Annotated in this window: 18 protein-coding genes; 6 read left to right on the top strand and 12 right to left on the bottom strand. The window is 37.2% G+C overall.

Annotated elements, in window-relative coordinates; genetic code table 11:
* Positions 1–14 precede the first annotated feature (14 nt).
* The 3 genes from GO755_RS14260 to GO755_RS14250 form a co-directional block, all read right to left on the bottom strand.
* A complete protein-coding gene (locus GO755_RS14260) occupies positions 15–3,011 on the bottom strand; it encodes a SusC/RagA family TonB-linked outer membrane protein (protein ID WP_157585852.1) in 2,997 nt (998 codons plus the stop codon).
* Positions 3,012–3,199: 188 nt separating this feature from the next.
* Positions 3,200–3,937, bottom strand: coding sequence for an IclR family transcriptional regulator (locus tag GO755_RS14255; protein ID WP_157585851.1), 738 nt, complete (start codon positions 3,935–3,937; stop codon positions 3,200–3,202).
* 391 nt (positions 3,938–4,328) lie between these two features.
* On the bottom strand, positions 4,329–4,715 hold the full coding sequence (locus GO755_RS14250) for a hypothetical protein (protein ID WP_157585850.1): 387 nt from the start codon (positions 4,713–4,715) through the stop codon (positions 4,329–4,331).
* Between the two features lie 293 nt (positions 4,716–5,008).
* Between GO755_RS14250 and GO755_RS14245 the strand changes: the two genes are divergently transcribed.
* Entirely contained in the window at positions 5,009–6,301 is a 1,293-nt protein-coding gene (locus tag GO755_RS14245; protein ID WP_157585849.1) for a C45 family peptidase, read from the top strand.
* Positions 6,302–6,455: 154 nt separating this feature from the next.
* Here the strand turns inward: GO755_RS14245 and GO755_RS14240 are convergent, their stop codons facing one another.
* Positions 6,456–6,899: a hypothetical protein gene (locus GO755_RS14240; RefSeq protein ID WP_157585848.1), complete on the bottom strand. Its 444-nt coding sequence runs from the start codon at positions 6,897–6,899 to the stop codon at positions 6,456–6,458.
* A 494-nt stretch (positions 6,900–7,393) separates the two neighbouring features.
* Between GO755_RS14240 and GO755_RS14235 the strand changes: the two genes are divergently transcribed.
* The 3 genes from GO755_RS14235 to GO755_RS14225 are packed head-to-tail and all read left to right on the top strand — an operon-like array spanning position 7,394 to position 8,987.
* Positions 7,394–8,056: a HEPN domain-containing protein gene (locus tag GO755_RS14235; RefSeq protein ID WP_157585847.1), complete on the top strand. Its 663-nt coding sequence runs from the start codon at positions 7,394–7,396 to the stop codon at positions 8,054–8,056.
* A 59-nt stretch (positions 8,057–8,115) separates the two neighbouring features.
* Entirely contained in the window at positions 8,116–8,658 is a 543-nt protein-coding gene (locus tag GO755_RS14230) for a PIN domain-containing protein (protein ID WP_157585846.1), read from the top strand.
* Positions 8,655–8,987: a hypothetical protein gene (locus tag GO755_RS14225; protein ID WP_157585845.1), complete on the top strand. Its 333-nt coding sequence runs from the start codon at positions 8,655–8,657 to the stop codon at positions 8,985–8,987. Before GO755_RS14230 ends, GO755_RS14225 begins: the two co-directional genes overlap by 4 nt.
* A gap of 172 nt (positions 8,988–9,159) precedes the next feature.
* Here the strand turns inward: GO755_RS14225 and GO755_RS14220 are convergent, their stop codons facing one another.
* The 7 genes from GO755_RS14220 to GO755_RS14190 all read right to left on the bottom strand — a co-directional run bounded on the left by GO755_RS14220 (position 9,160) and on the right by GO755_RS14190 (position 14,765).
* Positions 9,160–10,629, bottom strand: coding sequence for a hypothetical protein (locus tag GO755_RS14220; RefSeq protein ID WP_157585844.1), 1,470 nt, complete (start codon positions 10,627–10,629; stop codon positions 9,160–9,162).
* 226 nt (positions 10,630–10,855) lie between these two features.
* Positions 10,856–11,527: a DUF4393 domain-containing protein gene (locus tag GO755_RS14215; protein ID WP_157585843.1), complete on the bottom strand. Its 672-nt coding sequence runs from the start codon at positions 11,525–11,527 to the stop codon at positions 10,856–10,858.
* Between the two features lie 12 nt (positions 11,528–11,539).
* Positions 11,540–11,704, bottom strand: coding sequence for a hypothetical protein (locus GO755_RS14210; RefSeq protein WP_157585842.1), 165 nt, complete (start codon positions 11,702–11,704; stop codon positions 11,540–11,542).
* Positions 11,705–11,938: 234 nt separating this feature from the next.
* Positions 11,939–13,294, bottom strand: coding sequence for a tyrosine-type recombinase/integrase (locus tag GO755_RS14205; RefSeq protein WP_157585841.1), 1,356 nt, complete (start codon positions 13,292–13,294; stop codon positions 11,939–11,941).
* Between the two features lie 294 nt (positions 13,295–13,588).
* Entirely contained in the window at positions 13,589–13,996 is a 408-nt protein-coding gene (locus GO755_RS14200) for a hypothetical protein (protein ID WP_157585840.1), read from the bottom strand.
* Positions 13,989–14,384: a hypothetical protein gene (locus GO755_RS14195; RefSeq protein WP_157585839.1), complete on the bottom strand. Its 396-nt coding sequence runs from the start codon at positions 14,382–14,384 to the stop codon at positions 13,989–13,991. Before GO755_RS14195 ends, GO755_RS14200 begins: the two co-directional genes overlap by 8 nt.
* 198 nt (positions 14,385–14,582) lie before the next feature.
* A complete protein-coding gene (locus tag GO755_RS14190) occupies positions 14,583–14,765 on the bottom strand; it encodes a hypothetical protein (protein WP_157585838.1) in 183 nt (60 codons plus the stop codon).
* A 463-nt stretch (positions 14,766–15,228) separates the two neighbouring features.
* On the opposite strand from GO755_RS14190, the gene GO755_RS14185 reads away from it, so the two are divergent.
* Both GO755_RS14185 and GO755_RS14180 read left to right on the top strand, forming a co-directional pair.
* Positions 15,229–16,743 carry a hypothetical protein gene (locus tag GO755_RS14185; protein WP_157585837.1) on the top strand — a complete coding sequence of 505 codons (1,515 nt, stop codon included), beginning with the start codon at positions 15,229–15,231 and terminating at the stop codon, positions 16,741–16,743.
* 43 nt (positions 16,744–16,786) lie between these two features.
* Positions 16,787–17,629 (top strand): toll/interleukin-1 receptor domain-containing protein, encoded by an 843-nt coding sequence (locus tag GO755_RS14180; protein WP_157585836.1) that lies wholly within the window; start codon positions 16,787–16,789, stop codon positions 17,627–17,629.
* A 493-nt stretch (positions 17,630–18,122) separates the two neighbouring features.
* Here GO755_RS14180 and GO755_RS14175 read toward each other — a convergent pair whose 3' ends face one another.
* Positions 18,123–18,710, bottom strand: coding sequence for a toll/interleukin-1 receptor domain-containing protein (locus tag GO755_RS14175; protein WP_157585835.1), 588 nt, complete (start codon positions 18,708–18,710; stop codon positions 18,123–18,125).
* Positions 18,711–18,984 lie beyond the last annotated feature (274 nt).

The raw sequence follows: 18,984 nt of genomic DNA, 5'->3' as shown, positions 1-18,984 counted from the left end.
TTGGTTTAAGATGATTAGAAGCCAATTCGCAACCCAAACGTGACCGATTTGGTGGTTGGGTACGTATAGTAATCGATTCCCTGTCCAATGGAATTTGCGCCACCCATTGAGTTGACTTCGGGGTCCCACCAGGAATATTTGGTTATGGTTAGCAGGTTTTGCCCACTGGCATAAATTTGCACTTTGCGCAAATCACTAAGCCCCCACTGTTTTATGGGCAGTGTGTAGGCTAACTGAATGTTCCGGAGCCGCATGAACGAACCATTTTCTATATTCCGGTTCGAGAAGTTATAGGAGTTTTTGCTCGAAATAATTGGGTACTTCGCGTCGGTGTGCGTAGGCGTCCAATGGTTGAGGTATACCTCACGGGGCATGTTTAAGCCGTAATTGTAATCGAGCGTATTGCCAATGGCACTAAGATTTGCCAGGTCGTTCCCCTGAACACCCTGAATAAAAATCGACAGTTCCAGTCCCTTGAATGACACGGACGAATTGAAGCCGTAAATAAACTTTGGGTTGGGGTTGCCAATAACGGTTTTATCATTCTGATTGATTACACCGTCGCCATTTAAGTCCTGATAAACGACTTGCCCTTTATCGGAATAGCCTTTCTCAACGTAGCCATAAAACACACCGACGGGCAAGCCTTGTCGGAGCAGATTGGCCGCATCCGAGATCAACGTAACATTAAAATTGCCGCCCAGAATATCCTGCCCATTATAGAGCTTAATGACTTTGCTGCGGTTAAACGCAATATTGGCCGAAACATCCCACTTAACAGCTTTGTCAATTACCCGTCCATCTACCGAAAATTCAAGTCCTTTATTCTGAATCTGACCGACATTACGGATCGTGGTAGTGTACCCAAACGAACTGGGTAGTTGGACCGTATTAAGCAGATCTCGGGTATTTTTTACGTAATAATCAGCCGTTAAATGCAGGCGATTATTAAAAAAGGAAATATCAGCCCCCGCATCCGTTTGTTCGGTAGTTTCCCATTTCAGATTTCCGGGCAGAGTAGTGCTCGGGGCAAATGTATTGTAGAGTGCATCGTCGAAAACCGTTTTACCCGATGAGAGCATGTTGAGCGTTGCGTAGGCATTAATCGCCTGACTGCCCGATAGCCCCCAACTAGCCCGTAATTTTAGATCAGACAGAAAGGATACGTTCTTCATGAACGGTTCTTCTGACACCCGCCAGGCTAATGCGCCGGATGGGAAATACCCCCATTTGTTGCCAGTCGAATATTTCGATGAGCCGTCGGCCCGGAAGCTAACGGTGGCCAGGTAACGGTTATTAAAGCTGTAATTTACCCGACCCAAATACGATAGTAAGGTGCTATAGCCATAACTCGAACCGGGAATTCCGGGCGTACTGGCCGATCCCAGATTATAAGTCTGGGGAACGTTGCTTAGAAAACCTGTACCCGAACCACTCAGGGAGGTACTGAGAAAATCCTGATACGTAAACCCGGCTACAGCTGCCAGACTATGTTTCTGGCCAATTATTTTGTTATAGCTAACGGTATTTTCACTGAGCAAACTGGTTGTCCGCGAAACGCCTACACTGGCATTACCCAGGGAGTTAATTAGCTTGGTTGTTTGATAGGCATCCGTCCGATCATCAGCGTTCTCAATACCCCCGGAAATTTTTATGGCCAGTCCCTCGAACGGCTTAAACGTTAGCGCTGCGTTAGCCAGGATTCGATTCGCATCTAATTTGTCACTCGTTTCATTGATAACATTAATGGGGTTGACAATACTATTCGAGATAAACGGATAAGCCGTTGTCAGGACCCGATAGCTCCCATCATCATTATAAGGCGTCAGAGTTGGTGGGGCAGAAATGGCCGCCGAAATCAATGATGATCCCCGATTACCACCTGAGTTATTCTGACGATTGGAGGTGATTTTACTTAATGTTGCCCCGTAAGTCAGTGAGAATTTAGAGCTGACATCGGTTATAAAGTTGGCGCGCAGTGAATACCGCTTATAATCACTATTGGCAATGATACCCTGCTGATTCATAAGGCCCCCGCCAATGGAGAAACGTGTTTTGTCAGTACCCCCATTCACCGTCAGGTTGTGCGTTTGCATAGGCGCTTTCCGGAATACAAGACCCTGCCAGTCATAACCCGGCCCAAATCCGTCAATCTGAGCCTGAGTAAAATAGGGTGCTTTTCCATCGTTCACGGCTTGCTCATTGTAAAAAGCAGCATATTCTTTCGGATTCATCAGGTCCAGTTTTTTCCGGAGTGTCTGAATGCTATAACTGCCTTCATAGTCCACCTGCACTTTGCCCACTTTGCCCTGTTTAGTCGTGATAATAACCACGCCATTCGCCCCGCGCGATCCATAGATAGCGGTAGCAGAGGCATCTTTGAGAATTTCGATCGACTCGATATCGTTGTTGTTCAAAATAGATGGACTGCTGCCCGCAATAGGAAAACCATCAATCACATACAAGGGCTCATTACTTCCCTGAACCGAATTTGCTCCCCGAATTCGAACACTAATCGATGCGCCCGGCGCACCTGTATTTTGAATCACCTGTACCCCTGGCGCTCTACCCGACAAAGCCTGTAACACGTTGGGAGCCGGAAACGAAGAGAGCTCTTTGGCTTTTACCTGAGCGAGTGAGCCGGTTAAATCGCTTTTACGTACCGTGCCGTAGCCAACCACAACAACCTCATTGAGTTGCCGTGTATCGACAGCTAACTCCACGTTGATAACAGATCGACTGCCAACAGAAACTTCCTGGCTTAAAAAGCCCACTGACGAAAAGACCAGGGTCGCATTCGCCGGATTGGGAACCGAGATCCGATAATTCCCAGAAGCATCAGTTGCAGTACCGATGGTGGTACCCTTAAGTGATACGGTGGTACCTGGTAGGGGAGCCTTATCGCCCGCGCCATTTACTTGCCCGGATATGACGACAGATTGTGCCCATGACATGGATACACAAAGCGTCGTCATACAGGCAATCAGCCACGTAAACGTAACATATTTCATGAGATTTAGGAATTAATTTTATATTATAAAAATCAATTTTATTCTATTGCAATAGTAAGGTGTTTTATGGCTTAACTCCAAATATTTTCTTGATTTTTCATAAAAAATTGATTCGGCTATTAACAACACCTAGTTGAATAGGCATAAAAAAAAGGCCGAAGCCTTTAAGATATTTTTTATATATAGCTCTATATCAGTTTATTATTAATAGATTCGGCGCATTTTCGCAAGTCCTGCACAAGCCTCTGCTTATCCATTGCCATGTATCGATACTCAGGTAGATAAATGCTCAGGCTAGATACCACAATTCCATTCTTATAGATCGGTACTGCAAGGCCTATAACGTGTCGATTCGGAATTGTTTGTAGCGCTAACTCATCCCGATTCATGAGCGCCAGGGCATCGTATAGTTGGTCTTCAGACTGAATTTCTGGCCAGGAATCTCCATAAGGTAGACCGTACTTACTGATGAAGCGCTGAAGTTTTTCTTTGGATAGCATAGCTAGCAGAAGTCGGCCTGAAGCCGAATCATACACGGGTTTTATATCGGCAGTACGTACTTGAAGATCCTGCTCAGCAAACGTTCTATGGATTACAACTCGCTGATTATCTTTGAGTATAGCTAATAAACAGTTCTCGTTTACCGATTGCGTTAGTGCATCCATTGGCTCGCGAGCTGCTTCGAGCAAATCTTTTTGGTAGGCTTCGTTTCCGGTTAGCGTGTAGGCTTTTGCGCCAAGTATATAGCCTTTCTTAGCAGCTACCTGTTCGACGTAACCGCGTGCTACCAGGGTTTTCAAAATATTGGCACAAGTCCCGTGGTTCAAGCTAAGCCCATCGGCCAATTCTCCCAGAGATTTTGGCTGTTCGGGATCATTCGCGATTAGTTCCAACAGGTCCAGTGCCCGATTAATAACTTGAATCATTAGATAGTAATTTTACAATGCAAAATTAATCCAATAACTGACAAAATAAAGTAAACTCTTGTTCCTCTAGTAATTTCCTTGCTAATAGACTCCCTAAAAGTAGATGACAATACAGGCGTTCAATAGGATTCAGGGAATATAAAAAGGCGTCAGATTGGCCTGATGCACTACAGTATTATGTTCGTTTGTTAGTGAATAAAAAAACCTTCTCTAAATGAGAAGGCTTTTTTTATGGAGAGAAGACCGATTGACCAGGCAGCAGTTCCAAGGTAATAGGCTTGCGTTTAACCCATCCCACCAGTCAGAGTAGACTTACTTACTCAACCGACCAATTTCTAACCGTCAAAGGTGATGTAGTAAAAGCTAGGCTCCGAAGATGAGGTAGGGTGTATTACAACCCACTAATAATGCGGGCGTAGACATTGTTGGCCGGATTGCCATCGTAGCTCTTGCTGGCATCATCGGCCACGTTGACCGTCACATTCGACGCGCTGCCCGCATTGGCGCTCGTTCGAGTAATGGTGAAACCCAGTGATGAAGTGGCGTTCGCATTTACAAACTGATCTGTATTGAGCTGCAACGTTAGCTGTCGATTGCCCGTGGTTGGGAGTAGGCTCCACTGTGAGTTGTTGACATTGGTCATTGAGCCACCCGATACGTTGATGCTGGTTAGCTTATTATCAAAACTCAGCGGATAGCCCACCGGGGCCCTCAAAGTTAGTTGCACATTGCCCATGGAAGTGGGGATGCCCGCCCCTTCAAAGATGTTGACTACCATGTTGCGCGAACTGCCTGCGGGAAAATTAGCATCGGCAGAATAATCGTAGGGCTCAGGTCAGGATACTGGCTGGCTGCGGTCAGCAGCGCCAGCCCTGGAAAGGTAAACAGAGGTTTAAGGAAGTCAGCAGCAAATGTTGTGGTTGACAGGTAGATAAAGGCGAGTAACTGAATTATGAATGTGAATGAAAGTACGAAACAACATAATGGTGGTGCGGCAATGCAAACGGTCGTTATCTTGTGCCAAGTCAGCAATAATTGGAGAACCTCATAAGTTACTGGTAATAAAGCATTATGAAGACCCTACTCCGCATTTGTCTTTGTCTCTTAATTGCCTTCACACAAATGGTGAGTCTAACTGGCCTGGCCTGTAGTATGTGCAAGGTGACAATCCATGGCAAGACCTATTTGGGTAATAATGAAGATTCGTGGCGAATCGGGGCTAGGATAAGTTTTGTGAATGCTCCGCCGGGCAAATTAGGGGCATTATACGTGAGTTACAGCGACCTTTTTCCCCAGGGAGCGATGAACCAAGCCGGGCTGGCCTTCGATGGACTGACGATCTACAAGGAGAAAATCAAAATCGACCCATCCAAAAAATCGCTCACCAATTTCGCCACATTCGTCAGGAAGATAATGCAGACTTGTCAAACGGTTGACGATGTAATGCATTATGCGATCCAATATAACAGAGACATCATCCGGAATGGCCAGCTATTTTTTGCCGACAAATCGGGACATTATCTCATCATGGAACCTGACACGATGATCCTGGGAAACGATGATAAATATATTATTGCCAACTTTTGCCCCTCTGTTACGCCAGAAAAAGAGCGGCTGAATTGGGGCCGATATCAGCGGGGCCGGGACTATATAAATAAACATCCGTTCGATACAACGGCCAACTACTGCCTGGCACTGGTAGATACGATGCACGAATGCCGAGAAAAAATGGGCGACGGTACGATGTATTCATCCATCGCCGATCTTCAAAAGGGCGACTTTCAGCTCTATTTTTATCATGATTATAACCGAGAAGTAAAATTCAATTTAGCCGGAGAACTGGCAAAAGGAGATCATACGATTGACATAGCCTCGCTGTTTCCCACCAATGAAGAATATGAGCGATTAGTAAACTACAAAGTCCCTCAAAACGACCAACGCATTGCTACCTTCCTGCTTTTCTGTGGTGGTCTTTTTGCTTTTTCTGCTCCGTTCTTTTTAATCAGCTATTTGGTTAACCTAAACGTATCGACCCGTATTCAGGATTCATATGTGAGCTATAAGCTGTTGGTCGCTATAATCAGTATGCCAATGCTCTACTATATGTTCTTGCTGGTGAGAACACCTGCCATGTTTTATAGCAAAGCTCCCTATCAGGACATTTACTTTTCGTTGACAAACATGGCTGCCTACCTGCCTTTCATTCTGTTAGTGCTTATCATTCCTCTTTTAAGGGCTAATATCCAGGTCTTTAGCAGAGCCAGCTGGTGGATGCCTTCTAAATTGTTATTGACCCTTAATAATCTGGCTTACCTGGCGTTACTGTTTTTATTCATTTATTGGGGCTTTTACGAGGTGTGGTAAGAGCAACCTTACAGCTTCTGAATTTTAACGGCGCAGCTCTTGATATCTACCCACTTTTTGGGGTCTAAATATATACGTAGTAGCTATTGCCAACGGAATTGGTATTCCAGTTTTACCAAACAAAATTGGAGGTATCAGAATCAAATGAACTGGATTAGGGGGAAACAGTATCTAGCTCTGAATCGCTTTTCTTCTTCGTAAAGTAAAACCAATAGAGATACAGACAAGACGATAAGATGAAAAGACTAGCCGTTACCAGGTAGCCAGTCCAGGGTTGACGAGAAGGATCGGCTCGATGAAGATATAACCATCCAGGATAAGCCGAAGCTGCCCACAGCCAACCAATCGAAAAACCTACCCGGAATCGATTTCGATCTCTAGGGAAGAGAACGAGCGTCCATAAGTAGAACCAAGCGAGGAGGATTAACAAACAGGGAATGAACTCATTAGAAAGAAACATCACGCTTAATAAAGCCGATAAAAGGAGCGGCCATACGAATTTTCCGGCTGAATCGGTGTATTGAATACACAAGAAGGAAATGATCATAAATATGACCACTCTGGAGAGCCATTTGTCGTCTGGTTGAGTCAATTTCATCTACGTGCTAATGTAGGTTGAGAAATGTAAAATGAAACAGTCTCCTGAACCCCTAAAAGTTTATTCAGTGCGGTTACTTTCTGTATCAGAAAGTAATTAATGGCTACATATCTTTGATAATAAATTAGTTATTCATTGGTTATGAGGATTAAGGTACAAATAGTGCTCAAAATGTGCAAGTTGTTCAAGAATGAGACCTTTTCGGATGTGTAATTGGATTAATTTATCTTTGGCAAGTGAAGGTATTAAGTTGATTTACTTGGGAGCGGGATTCGAACCTACGGGCTCGGTATTGAAAATCAGCTACTTATCTTAACTACAAGGTGTCTTTTCATTTCAGGTTCAACACTAGGCACAACAATTAGATACGTGCTCAAATATTAATTTCGAAAAATTTATCGCACTATTAGGTAAAAGTTTTCATTTCTACCACTTTTATTCACATTGGGTTTTAAAGCTCAGAGCTATATATCCTTTGCTCCTCCCTATTGAAAATGACTTCATCCATAGAACTTCTGAAGAGAATTAACTTTCTTATTAAAAAGGGTAATGATGTACTAAAGACAACATATATTGACTACGGGACTTATGTTGACGGAGGCCTTGCTGGTGGTTATAGATCAGCGGTGCTCTCTTTTATTTCAAGTTTATTTGGCGAAAGTCACCCCTATTTTAGCCAGTTATCTGAAATGAAAGGTAACCAGAAGTATGTTACCGATACCGCGATAGCAATCCTTAAATCAATAAAAGAAGAGGTTAAAAATGGGTGGCTTTTTTCTTATCGACAACTCATTACAGCTGAAGTATTTTCTGATTTTCTCGAAATGGGCAAATACTTATTAGATGAAAAATACAAAGACGCAGCCGCTGTTATGATTGGTTCAGTCTTAGAAGAGCATATACGTCAGCTATGTGGCACTTATTCCATAGATATAACTATTACTAATAGTCGAGGGGATATAATGCCTAAAAAGGCCGATTTAATGAACTCAGATTTAGTTAAGGCAAGTGTATATAATGCACTTCAGCAGAAACAAGTAACAGCTTGGCTAGGTCTCAGAAACAGTGCTGCTCATGGAAAGTATTCTGACTATACTATCGAAGAGATAAAATTAATGTATCAAGGGGTGTTGAATTTTGTAACCCAGGTAAGTTAAACTACTGAATATTATTGCCAATTAAAGTTAAATGCTTAAACTTGATATCAATGTAAAGTATGAAACATATAATAGTAGACACAAATATACTTATACGTTACCCTGAAATTTTGTTAAATAATAATTCAGAGTATAAATTTTATATTTTACCCGATGTTGTTAAAGAGCTGACCTTTTCACAGAAAGGATTAAATCCAAATATTTTTAATTTTCTCACTTTGAGCATTACCAATGCTAAAGAAGCAGGTCGTGTTGTGATTCCTGAACTGCCTGAGCAGATATATAATAGCCAAGACTTAAAAGCATTGGCAAATTATTTGAAGCTTTCACATGCAGATTTGCGTATATTTTTTTATGCGAGCTATTTGAAAAATGAAAAAAAATTGGATGTATCTGTAGTTACATTAGATAAATATCTTGCTGAAACATTAGCTAAAGAAGAGATTTCTATAATGCCTGTTGCAGATTTAATTATAAAAGAAAATACTATAGATGAAACATCAGAAACTTTTCAAAACTTAAAAGAATATTCAAATATTACTAGGAATGATATATTAAAAATATTGTTTTTGGAATTTCTGGGGCAATATTTGGAATATTGATTTACGCTAATTTAAATTTAATTGTTTCAACATTTGAGGTTTGGGGAATTTTATTAGCCATATTTTTTATAAGTATTGTTCTTTTTATTGCTAGAGAGAAGATAAGACTAGCATATGGGATCTTTGAATTTTTAGTTGGCTTTATAAGCGTTTTTTTCGTAGATCCACATGGAATAACATGTATTAAGGTGAGATTAGATACTAACCTGAGCATTAAGCTACTAGGTGCTTTATATATTATGGTAAGAGGATTGGATAATATTGTTAAGGGCCTTCAGGGCAGAAAATCTGGTGTTTGGTTAAAAGAAAAATTGGGAATACCTCAATAAAAGCATTTATAAGTAGTATCCTTTTCTATAGTAGGCTTTACGCTTATGTGTTTAATATATACTTTGCTATTAAAACTAAGATTGCTGATTATTAACTATGTTTTCCTCCTAGGTAATTCAGAAATCGTTGCAGTTATATTGGAAAAACCTGTTAGTACTAAAAATATAGCGTTTAGGATGAGGTTTGTTTAAAAAGTCCAATTCTCATTAGCATGTGACGTACATCGCTATCGCTTATATACAATTGAATTATTAAACTATCATAATGCCATATTCTTCCTAACCATGTTTTGTTCTGAATTTGTGGTATTTCAACTTCTTCAATAAAATTGGAATTCCCGTTTATATCCTTCCCAAGACTCATCACTGCTAAATTAGTAATGTATCTAATTTCTTCATTAATCCACATATTTAAATAATTATTTGTTATTCGTGAGAATATTAACTCATAATGCCCACCTACACTATTATAGTTAATATTATTAAACATAGCCAGATATCGCCATTCGCTATCTATATAATACCTTTCAATTAGATTGTTGTATTTTTTTATTTCATTGGCTAGGAATCTTTTCACTTCAGCCTTACTCAGACCAATTATTTGATCTTTATCTATGACTACAGATTTTTGATAAGATCTATAATATTTTATAAACTCTTCTACTGTAAAAACTAGTGTATTAATATATAATAGGCCATAGAGAAGTTTTGATTTTTGAGATAATTTTTTGTCTTCAGTAATTAATATATCACAATAAGACGCTGAAAAGGCATGTTCGCCATCACTTGTCATACTTTCGACACTTAATTTGCTTGGCTTTTCATTTATTATTCCTGTAAGCTCTAATGATTGGTAAAAGCTATGGAAAAAGAAAACATTATCTAACGCATTAAAATCTTTTTCGCCTTTCATAACCATTAGATCTAGGATTCTCTCTATGAAAAAAGCTTGCAGATTACTGTTTTCTAAATCTTCCTTTAAATTATATTTGCTAAAATCTAATTGATGAACTGGTACTGTAAAATCTATTTTACTTTTACTAATTCGCTCATTCATAAAAGCTCTCAAATCAGATTTTGGCTTTTCTTTTAACTTGTAGTAATACTTTTGTACATATTTAATAAACTTACTTTCAGAAATGCTTCTCTTATCAAAAGGAACAATGACTCTCATTCTCTCATAGAATTCTATGTCTTGTTTTGATAGATACTTTTTGTAGTTTTTATTATTATTAATTTTATGCAGAATTTTATAATAATGCTTATACATTACCGCAAACTCTTGATTTATGGAATCAAATACATTTGACTCCTTTCTTGTTTGATAATTAACATTTTCGTTCAAACGTCCTGCATAATATGCCGTAAGGGGATTCTCATTAGCAATTCTTGACCGCTTCATATGTATATTATATCTGATAAAATAATTCATACCAATACTTGACATGAATGTTAGATCTTCATCTTTTATATCAGTTAGATCTCTTTTTAAATCTAAAAAATGACCGATAGAATAGGGTAAAATAAAATCATCTTTTTGATTCTGAAATATAGCAAGGAATTGATTATATATATCCTCTTTCTTTGTTGGGAACTTCCGCAAATATGATATGACCTGCTTGTCTAAATAAATACGAAGCATAATAACCCCTTTGAATAGTTAATAATACTTTAATACTGTATTGCAGAGAACACATGTTAATAGTACAATCTACTCAACTACTAGTAATATGTACAATTTATATTTTTTATAATTTCAGATCTAATTTTCATATGACTTTCAACATAGAAGGCCAGTTGCTGAGACCAAATTAGATACGTTAGCTGTTGTAAAACAAGGTTTGTTGATTAAACCCGTAAGAGTTTGGCTAATCAAGTATAAAATCATCATTATCTATAATAACTCTAATTTCTGAATATATTGCTCCTGTACAAGCACAAATAAAAAGATAGCCAAATGGGGTGACCTCAAAATACGACTGAATCCATACAAGACTACTATTGGGATGTGTTCTTTTGAGTTCAATTTCCGACTCCTCAAACTTGAGCTTGTATTTTTCTCTAAGCTTATTAAAAACATATTGTTGATGTTTCAAATAATTTATTTTTATATCTATTAGAATGCCCATACTAACTAAGTTACTTAAATAGGCAGTAATATTTTTAGGGAAGTCTAAGTTGAGTTCGTCTAATTCTGATACGTATTTTAAAAGATAAGCTTGTTTAAATTTAGGAGGACCATAATCGACTTGTAAATGTAAATAGTTCAGCTCATCAATATCTTTTATAAAATCTATAATTTTTGCTTCATCAGCAGACAAACGCTCCACCATTTGCACAAATGCTGGGTGTGCATTGCTTGCTGTGTTTTCGTTTGCAGCAGATGTTAATAGATTAACATATAGTTCCGCTACTTGCTCATTAGTTGTGTAAGAAAGTTTTTGTAGAAGTGGCACCGCAATTTCTTTGGGTACTACGGCAATCTTTTCTTCGGGTATTTCATCAAGCTTTTTAGCAACCCTTTCTAAGTGCTTTTTCAAATGTATATCAATCTAATCATGGCCATGTTTCATAAAGCGAATAGGCAAAAAAACAAATTCAAGTGCATCACCTATTGCCATACCTGTTTTACGAATTCCTGGTTTTGCCAAGTCTTTATAAATTTCTGGTAGTATAGTTAATGAAGAAAGCTTGTCAATAATATTAGATGGTTCCATGTGGGCTATTTATTATGTTACTTTCTATTTCTGTTTTAAAGGTACAACCTGTAAAACTCGTTCGCACACTCACCAAACAGACCTCAACAGGTATTTTCTTCTTCAAAACGTGTAAGGCAACCTATTGACAAAACCGACTAAACTTCAATATTCCCTTTTGTCGGTTCTGTCAGTGAGTCGGACTATACGATTCTAGGATTTTAATAATGAATAAAATTATAAATAAGCACTCATCTACCCTTTCTTCCTATTGAAAATAGCATTCATTGCAGATGTAGTGTCTTCGTCGTCTATTTCACGATAATATTCTTCAGTTGTCTTGTAACTACTATGGCCTAGCATCATCTGAATATCAAAGATGGTTAGGCTTTTATCTTCACGCATGATGCGTTTTGCCATTGCCGCAAAACTGTGCCTTGAGTTATGCATTCTTAATTTAATTCCTACATCTGTTTGCTTTTCAATATCTTTTAAGCTAGTATTAAACAGTTTGTTTTGATGAGTTATGTCATTATATAATTTCTTGCGTACTTCAAATGGTGCCAGTTGATATTGCTCATGCGTTAACAGTTTATTGTAGGGTTGCTTGCTTTTTAAAAATGGTAATACATATTCGCTAGGCTTAGTATCTTTACGCCACCATCTTTTTAATAATTCCCTGGCTTCATCGAAAATAGGAATACTAATCCTATTGCCAGTTTTCAACATTTCGTATCGTAAGTGAATGGGTTGACCATTGGTGTCTAATTCAAATTGGCAATAACGAAGCTGCATTATATCTGAGAATCTTGCACCAGCCAGAAAGTGTGAAAGCATCCAAACTTGAAAAGCTGTTTCAGGTGTAACTTTTCTTCGCTTAGTGGTAATTTTCATAGCCGCTACACGCTCGATTGTCGCTTCGGAGAGCTTCCCTTTTTGGGTCTTAATTTCTTTAATTGGTATTATATCATCCCAAGGTGAAAGAATATTAGACTCTTTGGGTGACAGACCAGTTTTAACTAGCACTGCTTTATGAAGTACGTTCAGAATATGTAGGTAACTGTTGACTGTTGCTCCTTTACGACGAGCTCCGTTTACCATTGGAGTTGTACGTAAATAGTCTTGATATCTTTGCACAAAGTCAGTCGTAATCGACTGTAACAATAAGTCTTCACCTGCCCATTGTCGTAATGCCTTGGCCGCACATAACTTTCCGGCATATGTTCCATAAGCCTGTTCTTTTACATCAATTAAAACTTTATTAATCCAATCAAAATAGCGTTCAGAAAGTCCAGACCTAAACCGTTCAGCCAAAATAGAGGGTGAAAATACTGTATTCGGTTTGGCCTCTTGCCACTTTTCGACCTGATCCTGTATGCGCAAATATTCATTTTTTATCTTTTTATTTAGGCTTTCCTGGTCGGGGTGCTTTATAATCCACTTTTCCCAGTCCTTATTAGGATTCCAATACTTATGGGCATCCAAGATTTTTACCGAAGTGAGTACTCGTGCTGGTTTTTGTCCCATCATGTGCAATCGTACCATTACTGATGATCGCCCTTTTTTATCAGGTTTACTAGAGAGTTCAATATTGAATGTTAACCGTGGCATGATTAAGCTAATTAAAAAGCCCGGTTAAATCTTTAGTTGCCAGGCATTTTGGGTTTAGAAAATGCAGAATTGGTCATTATAGGTAAAAGTGAATTTTAATTGTACATACTCTGAAGCAAACAGCCCTGACGATTGCCAGGGCTGTTCAATACAGTAATAACTAGGTAGGAGACTTGTTAATCAATCATCTACTTGTCCTTCTTTTTGTACTCGTGCAATTAGAGTTTTCATACCCGCAATCTAATGCTATTGGGCAAAGGTGCATTGAAGATATTGCTTTTTGTGCGCTGGCTTTTATGGGATTGCGATTTTAAATTCCTCCAAATAGTCGGCTAGCATTCTGGCTTTACTTTCAGTGTGACCTAGCTTAGTTTTGGCATAGTCACTAGGATTCCTTAGCTGCTCAGCTTTCCAATAGTTTTTCTCAGCCAATTCAATCGCTTTATCAGTAATCTCGACTTGTAAAGCCTCTATGCTTAGAATCTCATTCCACATATCAGCAGCATCCTCAAGACCACTGGCACCACCTACACTTTCCGCATGATATTTTATGATGTACTTGAGCTTATCTAATTTATAGTCACGCAATGCCCAATAAACAATTGTAGCGTTAGAGATATTTGAAACAGCAGAATTGGTATTTAACAGAAGTGAAATACACAAGTCATGATCTTGTGCCTGTAAGGTGTCTTTATTATCCATTGCTCACCCCTCCTTTTTGTGCTTCCCGTTTGGCCATATACTCCAAGTTCGTGTGGGACTCTCTCAACTCAACTAGGAAGTTGACGAGCTTGAGCATCAGGCTTAGTTGCCTTGCGTTATTTTTGTCTGATAAATCGACAGCAGGAGTGGTCAGCCACTTCTCAAGCAAGTTGTTGATTTCTTCAATGGGAGTCCTGTACTCCATGAAATCGTCCACTACATTCAGTAGCATTGTCTGGACTTGGTACACCTCATCGCTCACGTTGGCAAGGGGAGGGGTGATTAACCGATAGTCGGTCGTAATGGGGATTTTAACCCGATTTTGGGCAGTTTGTGGAGGGATGTTTGCATAGCTCCCCTTACCCACGTAGTTTTGCTCCGTGTTCATTTTATACGCAAAGTTTAAAGTGAATTACTTACCCCTTTGCTACTCCGTCCAAAGATTTAGCATTGGGGCTTTTTATTGGTTGTCAACTCGTTGCATACTGTCCAGCGAGCAACCTCGTCGGTACTATATCGCCTTTTCTGTTCCTCATTGATAATACAAATCTAACCACTATTTGCATATATACAAATAGTGGTTAGATTATTTTTTTTCCTTTCTAATCCTTTCAGGGGGATATTTCTCAATATCAATATAATCTTTCAAACTGCCAGTTGGATCAGGTATTTGTACCTTTTCGACCAAACCCTTTGAAATTCTGCTATATATGGCTTGTGAGGAAACACCACAAAGCTTTGCATACTGATAAGGCGTTACGTATTTCATAGCTACTTTAATTTACAGTAAAGTTATGTATGTAATTGCATGCATACAAATTAAAGTATAACTAATTGATTCATCGGTAAGTATATAAACAGAGGTATGGTATTTTTGGGAATACGGGTTATTTTTCCAAAAAAGGGTGTTTTTCCCGTAGGAAATTAGACTTCGAAAACAGTTCTTGCGATTTAGAAGCATAAAAATGATTAGTTAATACAGTCAACACTTGTTAAAAATAAGTGACTAAATATTTACAACTAATTAGCAAACTTTTATTATTTAAATATTAATTTGGGTGAACGACCTAGCTGAATGGAGAATCAAATTTCTAAATCAATTAGATAGAGTTGTAGATAGACACAGTTACAAGGTGCTGCTTTGATCAATAAAGATGCCTTTATCTAATCTAATTGGTATGTAGTCAATATAAATTTTACAGTATAACCTTTAATTCTATAAATTTTTCCATATGTATCTTCACAAAGTCAGAGGCTTAATAGCTGAGAATAGAATTCAGGAAGCTATAAAACAAGTAATTTCAATTACTGGCGAAGTAAATATTGACTTACACGATGATATTATTAGTCTTTCGGCTCAATTTGAGTACTGGAATAGACAACAACCGATTACAATAAATAACTCTACAACTGAAGAGCGAGCTATCTTTATTGAAAATTTATTAAAAATTGTAAATAAAGTAGAATTAGAGATTGATAATATGGTCGCTTTATCGAGAGAATATCAAAATAATAAAAATTATCATGGTGCAATAATAATAATTGACAAACTTCTACTTATTGTAGAAGACGAAAGTTTAAGAGATTTGAAAGCTGAACTTAGTGATAGTATAATCTCTAGAACTACAACAGTTTCGCAGAGAAAAGAAGATTTTTCTTTCTTCTGGACATTTTTGATGTCTCTATTGCTATTTTCTATCCCTATAGGTTACTTCATAATTCAGGATCCCACTAGGTTTAATTTAATGTATGTTCTAAATATAGTATTGCAAATTTCAACACTTATTTGTATGGTATTGTATCCTATAATACCCAGGTTAGTGATTGATAGTTTTATTAAAAATGCTGACGTATATATTAGAAATAAATTTGATAATCGAGTAGATACATTAACCTGGTTTTCAGAAAGGGCAAATACCTCTATTTGGCAGTTTGGCAAGTGGTGGAAGAGATTAGGACTTTCTTATTTAGCATTGTATACTCTTTATTATATAAACTGGTGTGTAAAAATGATATATATAGATTTTCCAGACGAGTTTAAAAATTTTACAGATGTTATTGTTAATGGAAGTGAAGGGTTCTTTTTGGTTGTACTTTATAGAATAGTAACGGATGATACAATTAAACCTAGTTCAAGAATCGAAAACACATTTGAGGAAGACTTAAATTACCAAATGGAATTAGGGGTCGCAGTAATCGCTTTATTTATTTTTACTATAGGATCATTTTATATTTTTATAAACCCAAAAAATATAGAGTTTGGTTTCTTTGCATTAATTAGTAGGACAATTAGTGGAGCTGTTGTTTCTGTGGGCTTATGTCTGTTTATAGGTAGGCTTGACAGTAAGTTTATTGAGCCAAAAAAATGGGAATTATGGTTATTATATCTATATGCAGCAATACAGCTATTATTTACTCTCTTCGATCCCGCTCTTTTCAAAGCAGTATTAGGCAGCGATAATATTAACATAATTGGAAGTAATATTAAAATCAACAATGATTTATCAAAAAAAATCGGTGAAAGTATAATTAATAGATCAACGGCATTTATTGAAGCTATTACAATATATGTTTTATATTTTATATTATTATTAAAAGTATTTTTTATATATTTTATTATAAATATATACCGTAATAATAGGTTATTCTATTTCTTTTTACTCGGTTCAAAATTAAATGATGAGATAAAAATAAGTACAGAAAGCGCCAACCGTCAAGGTCGAAAAAAAAAGCCACTATTAAACTAATACTATTTCCAGAATAAAGGCAACTTTACAGTTAATCAAATGTATGGATAATAAAAATATTATTAAAGAAGCTCGTAGGTTAATATCTATTTCTGAAATTGAAGAATCTACCTACCTACTTACGACCCTTTTAAGGAAATACGATAAATTATCAGTTTATATAAAGGAAGTAATACACCTAAATGAACAATATAAAGAAAATCCAATAAAGGCAGTGGTTATACGTAGGCTTTTGGATATAATCGGATTTATTGAAAAGGATTTAGATTATTTGTTGAGTATAAAGGAGGTACAAATTGATATAGATAATTCAAAAAAGACTATTTTCTTTTCTTATGCCTGGAATGACGCGGAAGAAGGAAATAAAAGCCGTGAAATACTTGTAGATGATTTATATGAAAGTCTTAAGTCGGAAGGGTTTAATGTTATTAGAGATAAAATTGACTTAGAATATAGGGGGCTTATTTCAAAATTTATAGAAAAAATTGGCCAAGGAGATGCTATACTAGTATTTATTAGTGATAAATATCTCAAATCGCCTTATTGTATGTTTGAGCTATATGAAATATATAGAAATAGTACGCTTAGCAAAGAAAAATTTGTTTTGAAAATACTGCCTGTACGTATTGAAACTCTTTATTTAAATAATCCCTCAGTACTATTAGAATATTTTCAATATTGGGAGAATTTAGAAAATGAATGGAAAAAGTTAGTATTAAGCTATCTTTCATCATCAACTCTTAATCAATTTGAAAAAATAAAAACGATTAGATATAAGATTGGTGAATTAATTTCTCATTTAAATGATATGAATTCAGAAACGATAGAATTACTTTCTAGAAACGATTTTGAAAAAATTAAAAAGTCGCTTCGGACTAAGTTCTGATTTTTAATAATTCGGCCAACCACACATTAATTATTCGTTAATCAATATTACTACCTATTGGCATTCTGAAAGAAATCATATCTAAAAATAATTACTTGGACTATACATAAGCATATTTCATCCGTTATGTATAGCTTTCAGGCGACGATAAGCTCGTCGAAGAGTAAATAGGATATTTATACTGTCAGAAAACTAGCCAATGATATACAAATCATTGGTCCCCATCTTTATTACACTGCAATCAATACTGCCATACAAACCATGCCCGAACGATACGGGCCTAACTTGTTGAGGTAAAATAGGTTATTATTGATCATCAGGCTACCGAATGTGCAACTTTTGGAGTCGAATAGGTAGTGACAGTTCCAGTGTAGCAATCTCTGAATGGTATAGCTAAATTGATGTAGAAGTGTAGGGTAATATATGTAATCTGAAAACAGTACAGAACTCTTTTAGAAACAACATTTTCTAACAACGCTTTTTCTTCAACCATTTAAGTAGTTTGATTTAATCGCTTTTGGAGTTCCTGATTAAGAAGCTTTGCAACGTTTTTTGCATTTTCAGTGAAAATATTATGATTCTTATTTCGAATTTCCTCCTGTCTTAAATCCCACCAATTTTCTTCTGGAAACTCTCTTCCACCTTTGCCATTATGGCTATCCGTATAAAAATTTGGGCGCTTTAACCTACTTTCTGGGAGTCGCCTTAAGTCTGCATTTAAGAGCTCATGTGAACCTTTTACTGCTTCTCGACAATCTATCCCTTGGAAAAGTGATAGCCGTTTGGGGAGGGGTGTATCATCCAGCAAAACGGGAATTAATTCTTTGTCCTGTTTAGATGCTAACATATATTCCCTCTTAACATAAGATGAGGCCAAAGCATGTTCGCACCAGATAACAAGAACCTTTTGCACCTCATTCAAAGCTTTAGTGATCTCTTTCGCCCACTTCTGACCAGGCTTCAATGTGTCTTTGTCATAAAAAACGTATTCTAATTCTGCATTTACACGGAGTAAATCAACGATCAGTTTAGCAAATTTCGTGTCGGCATGACTGTAGGAGACAAACAATTTTGAAGCCATAGAGGAGATGCTATATTTTATTAGTGGATAATAGATAATTTGGGTAATGTAAGCTTCGCCTAATCTCACAAATATATATAGTACCGAGTGACTAATTAGGACTGAGCTGGCTCAATAAGTTCTATATTAAGCGATGGCAGGAAATATACAAAAGCCATTAATAGCCTTGGACTAAATAACATGTATAACACTTCGTAGGCTCAAATCACATAAGGCGACAACTGGCAGAACTGACAAAATCCAATTAATAACACTTGCCAGTTCTGCCAGTAAG

It is taken from the genome of Spirosoma arboris, from assembly GCF_009754945.1.
Lineage (GTDB): Bacteria > Bacteroidota > Bacteroidia > Cytophagales > Spirosomataceae > Spirosoma > Spirosoma arboris.
Note: the sequence above shows the minus strand (reverse complement) of the source record. Positions and strands in the feature narration are given on the sequence as shown.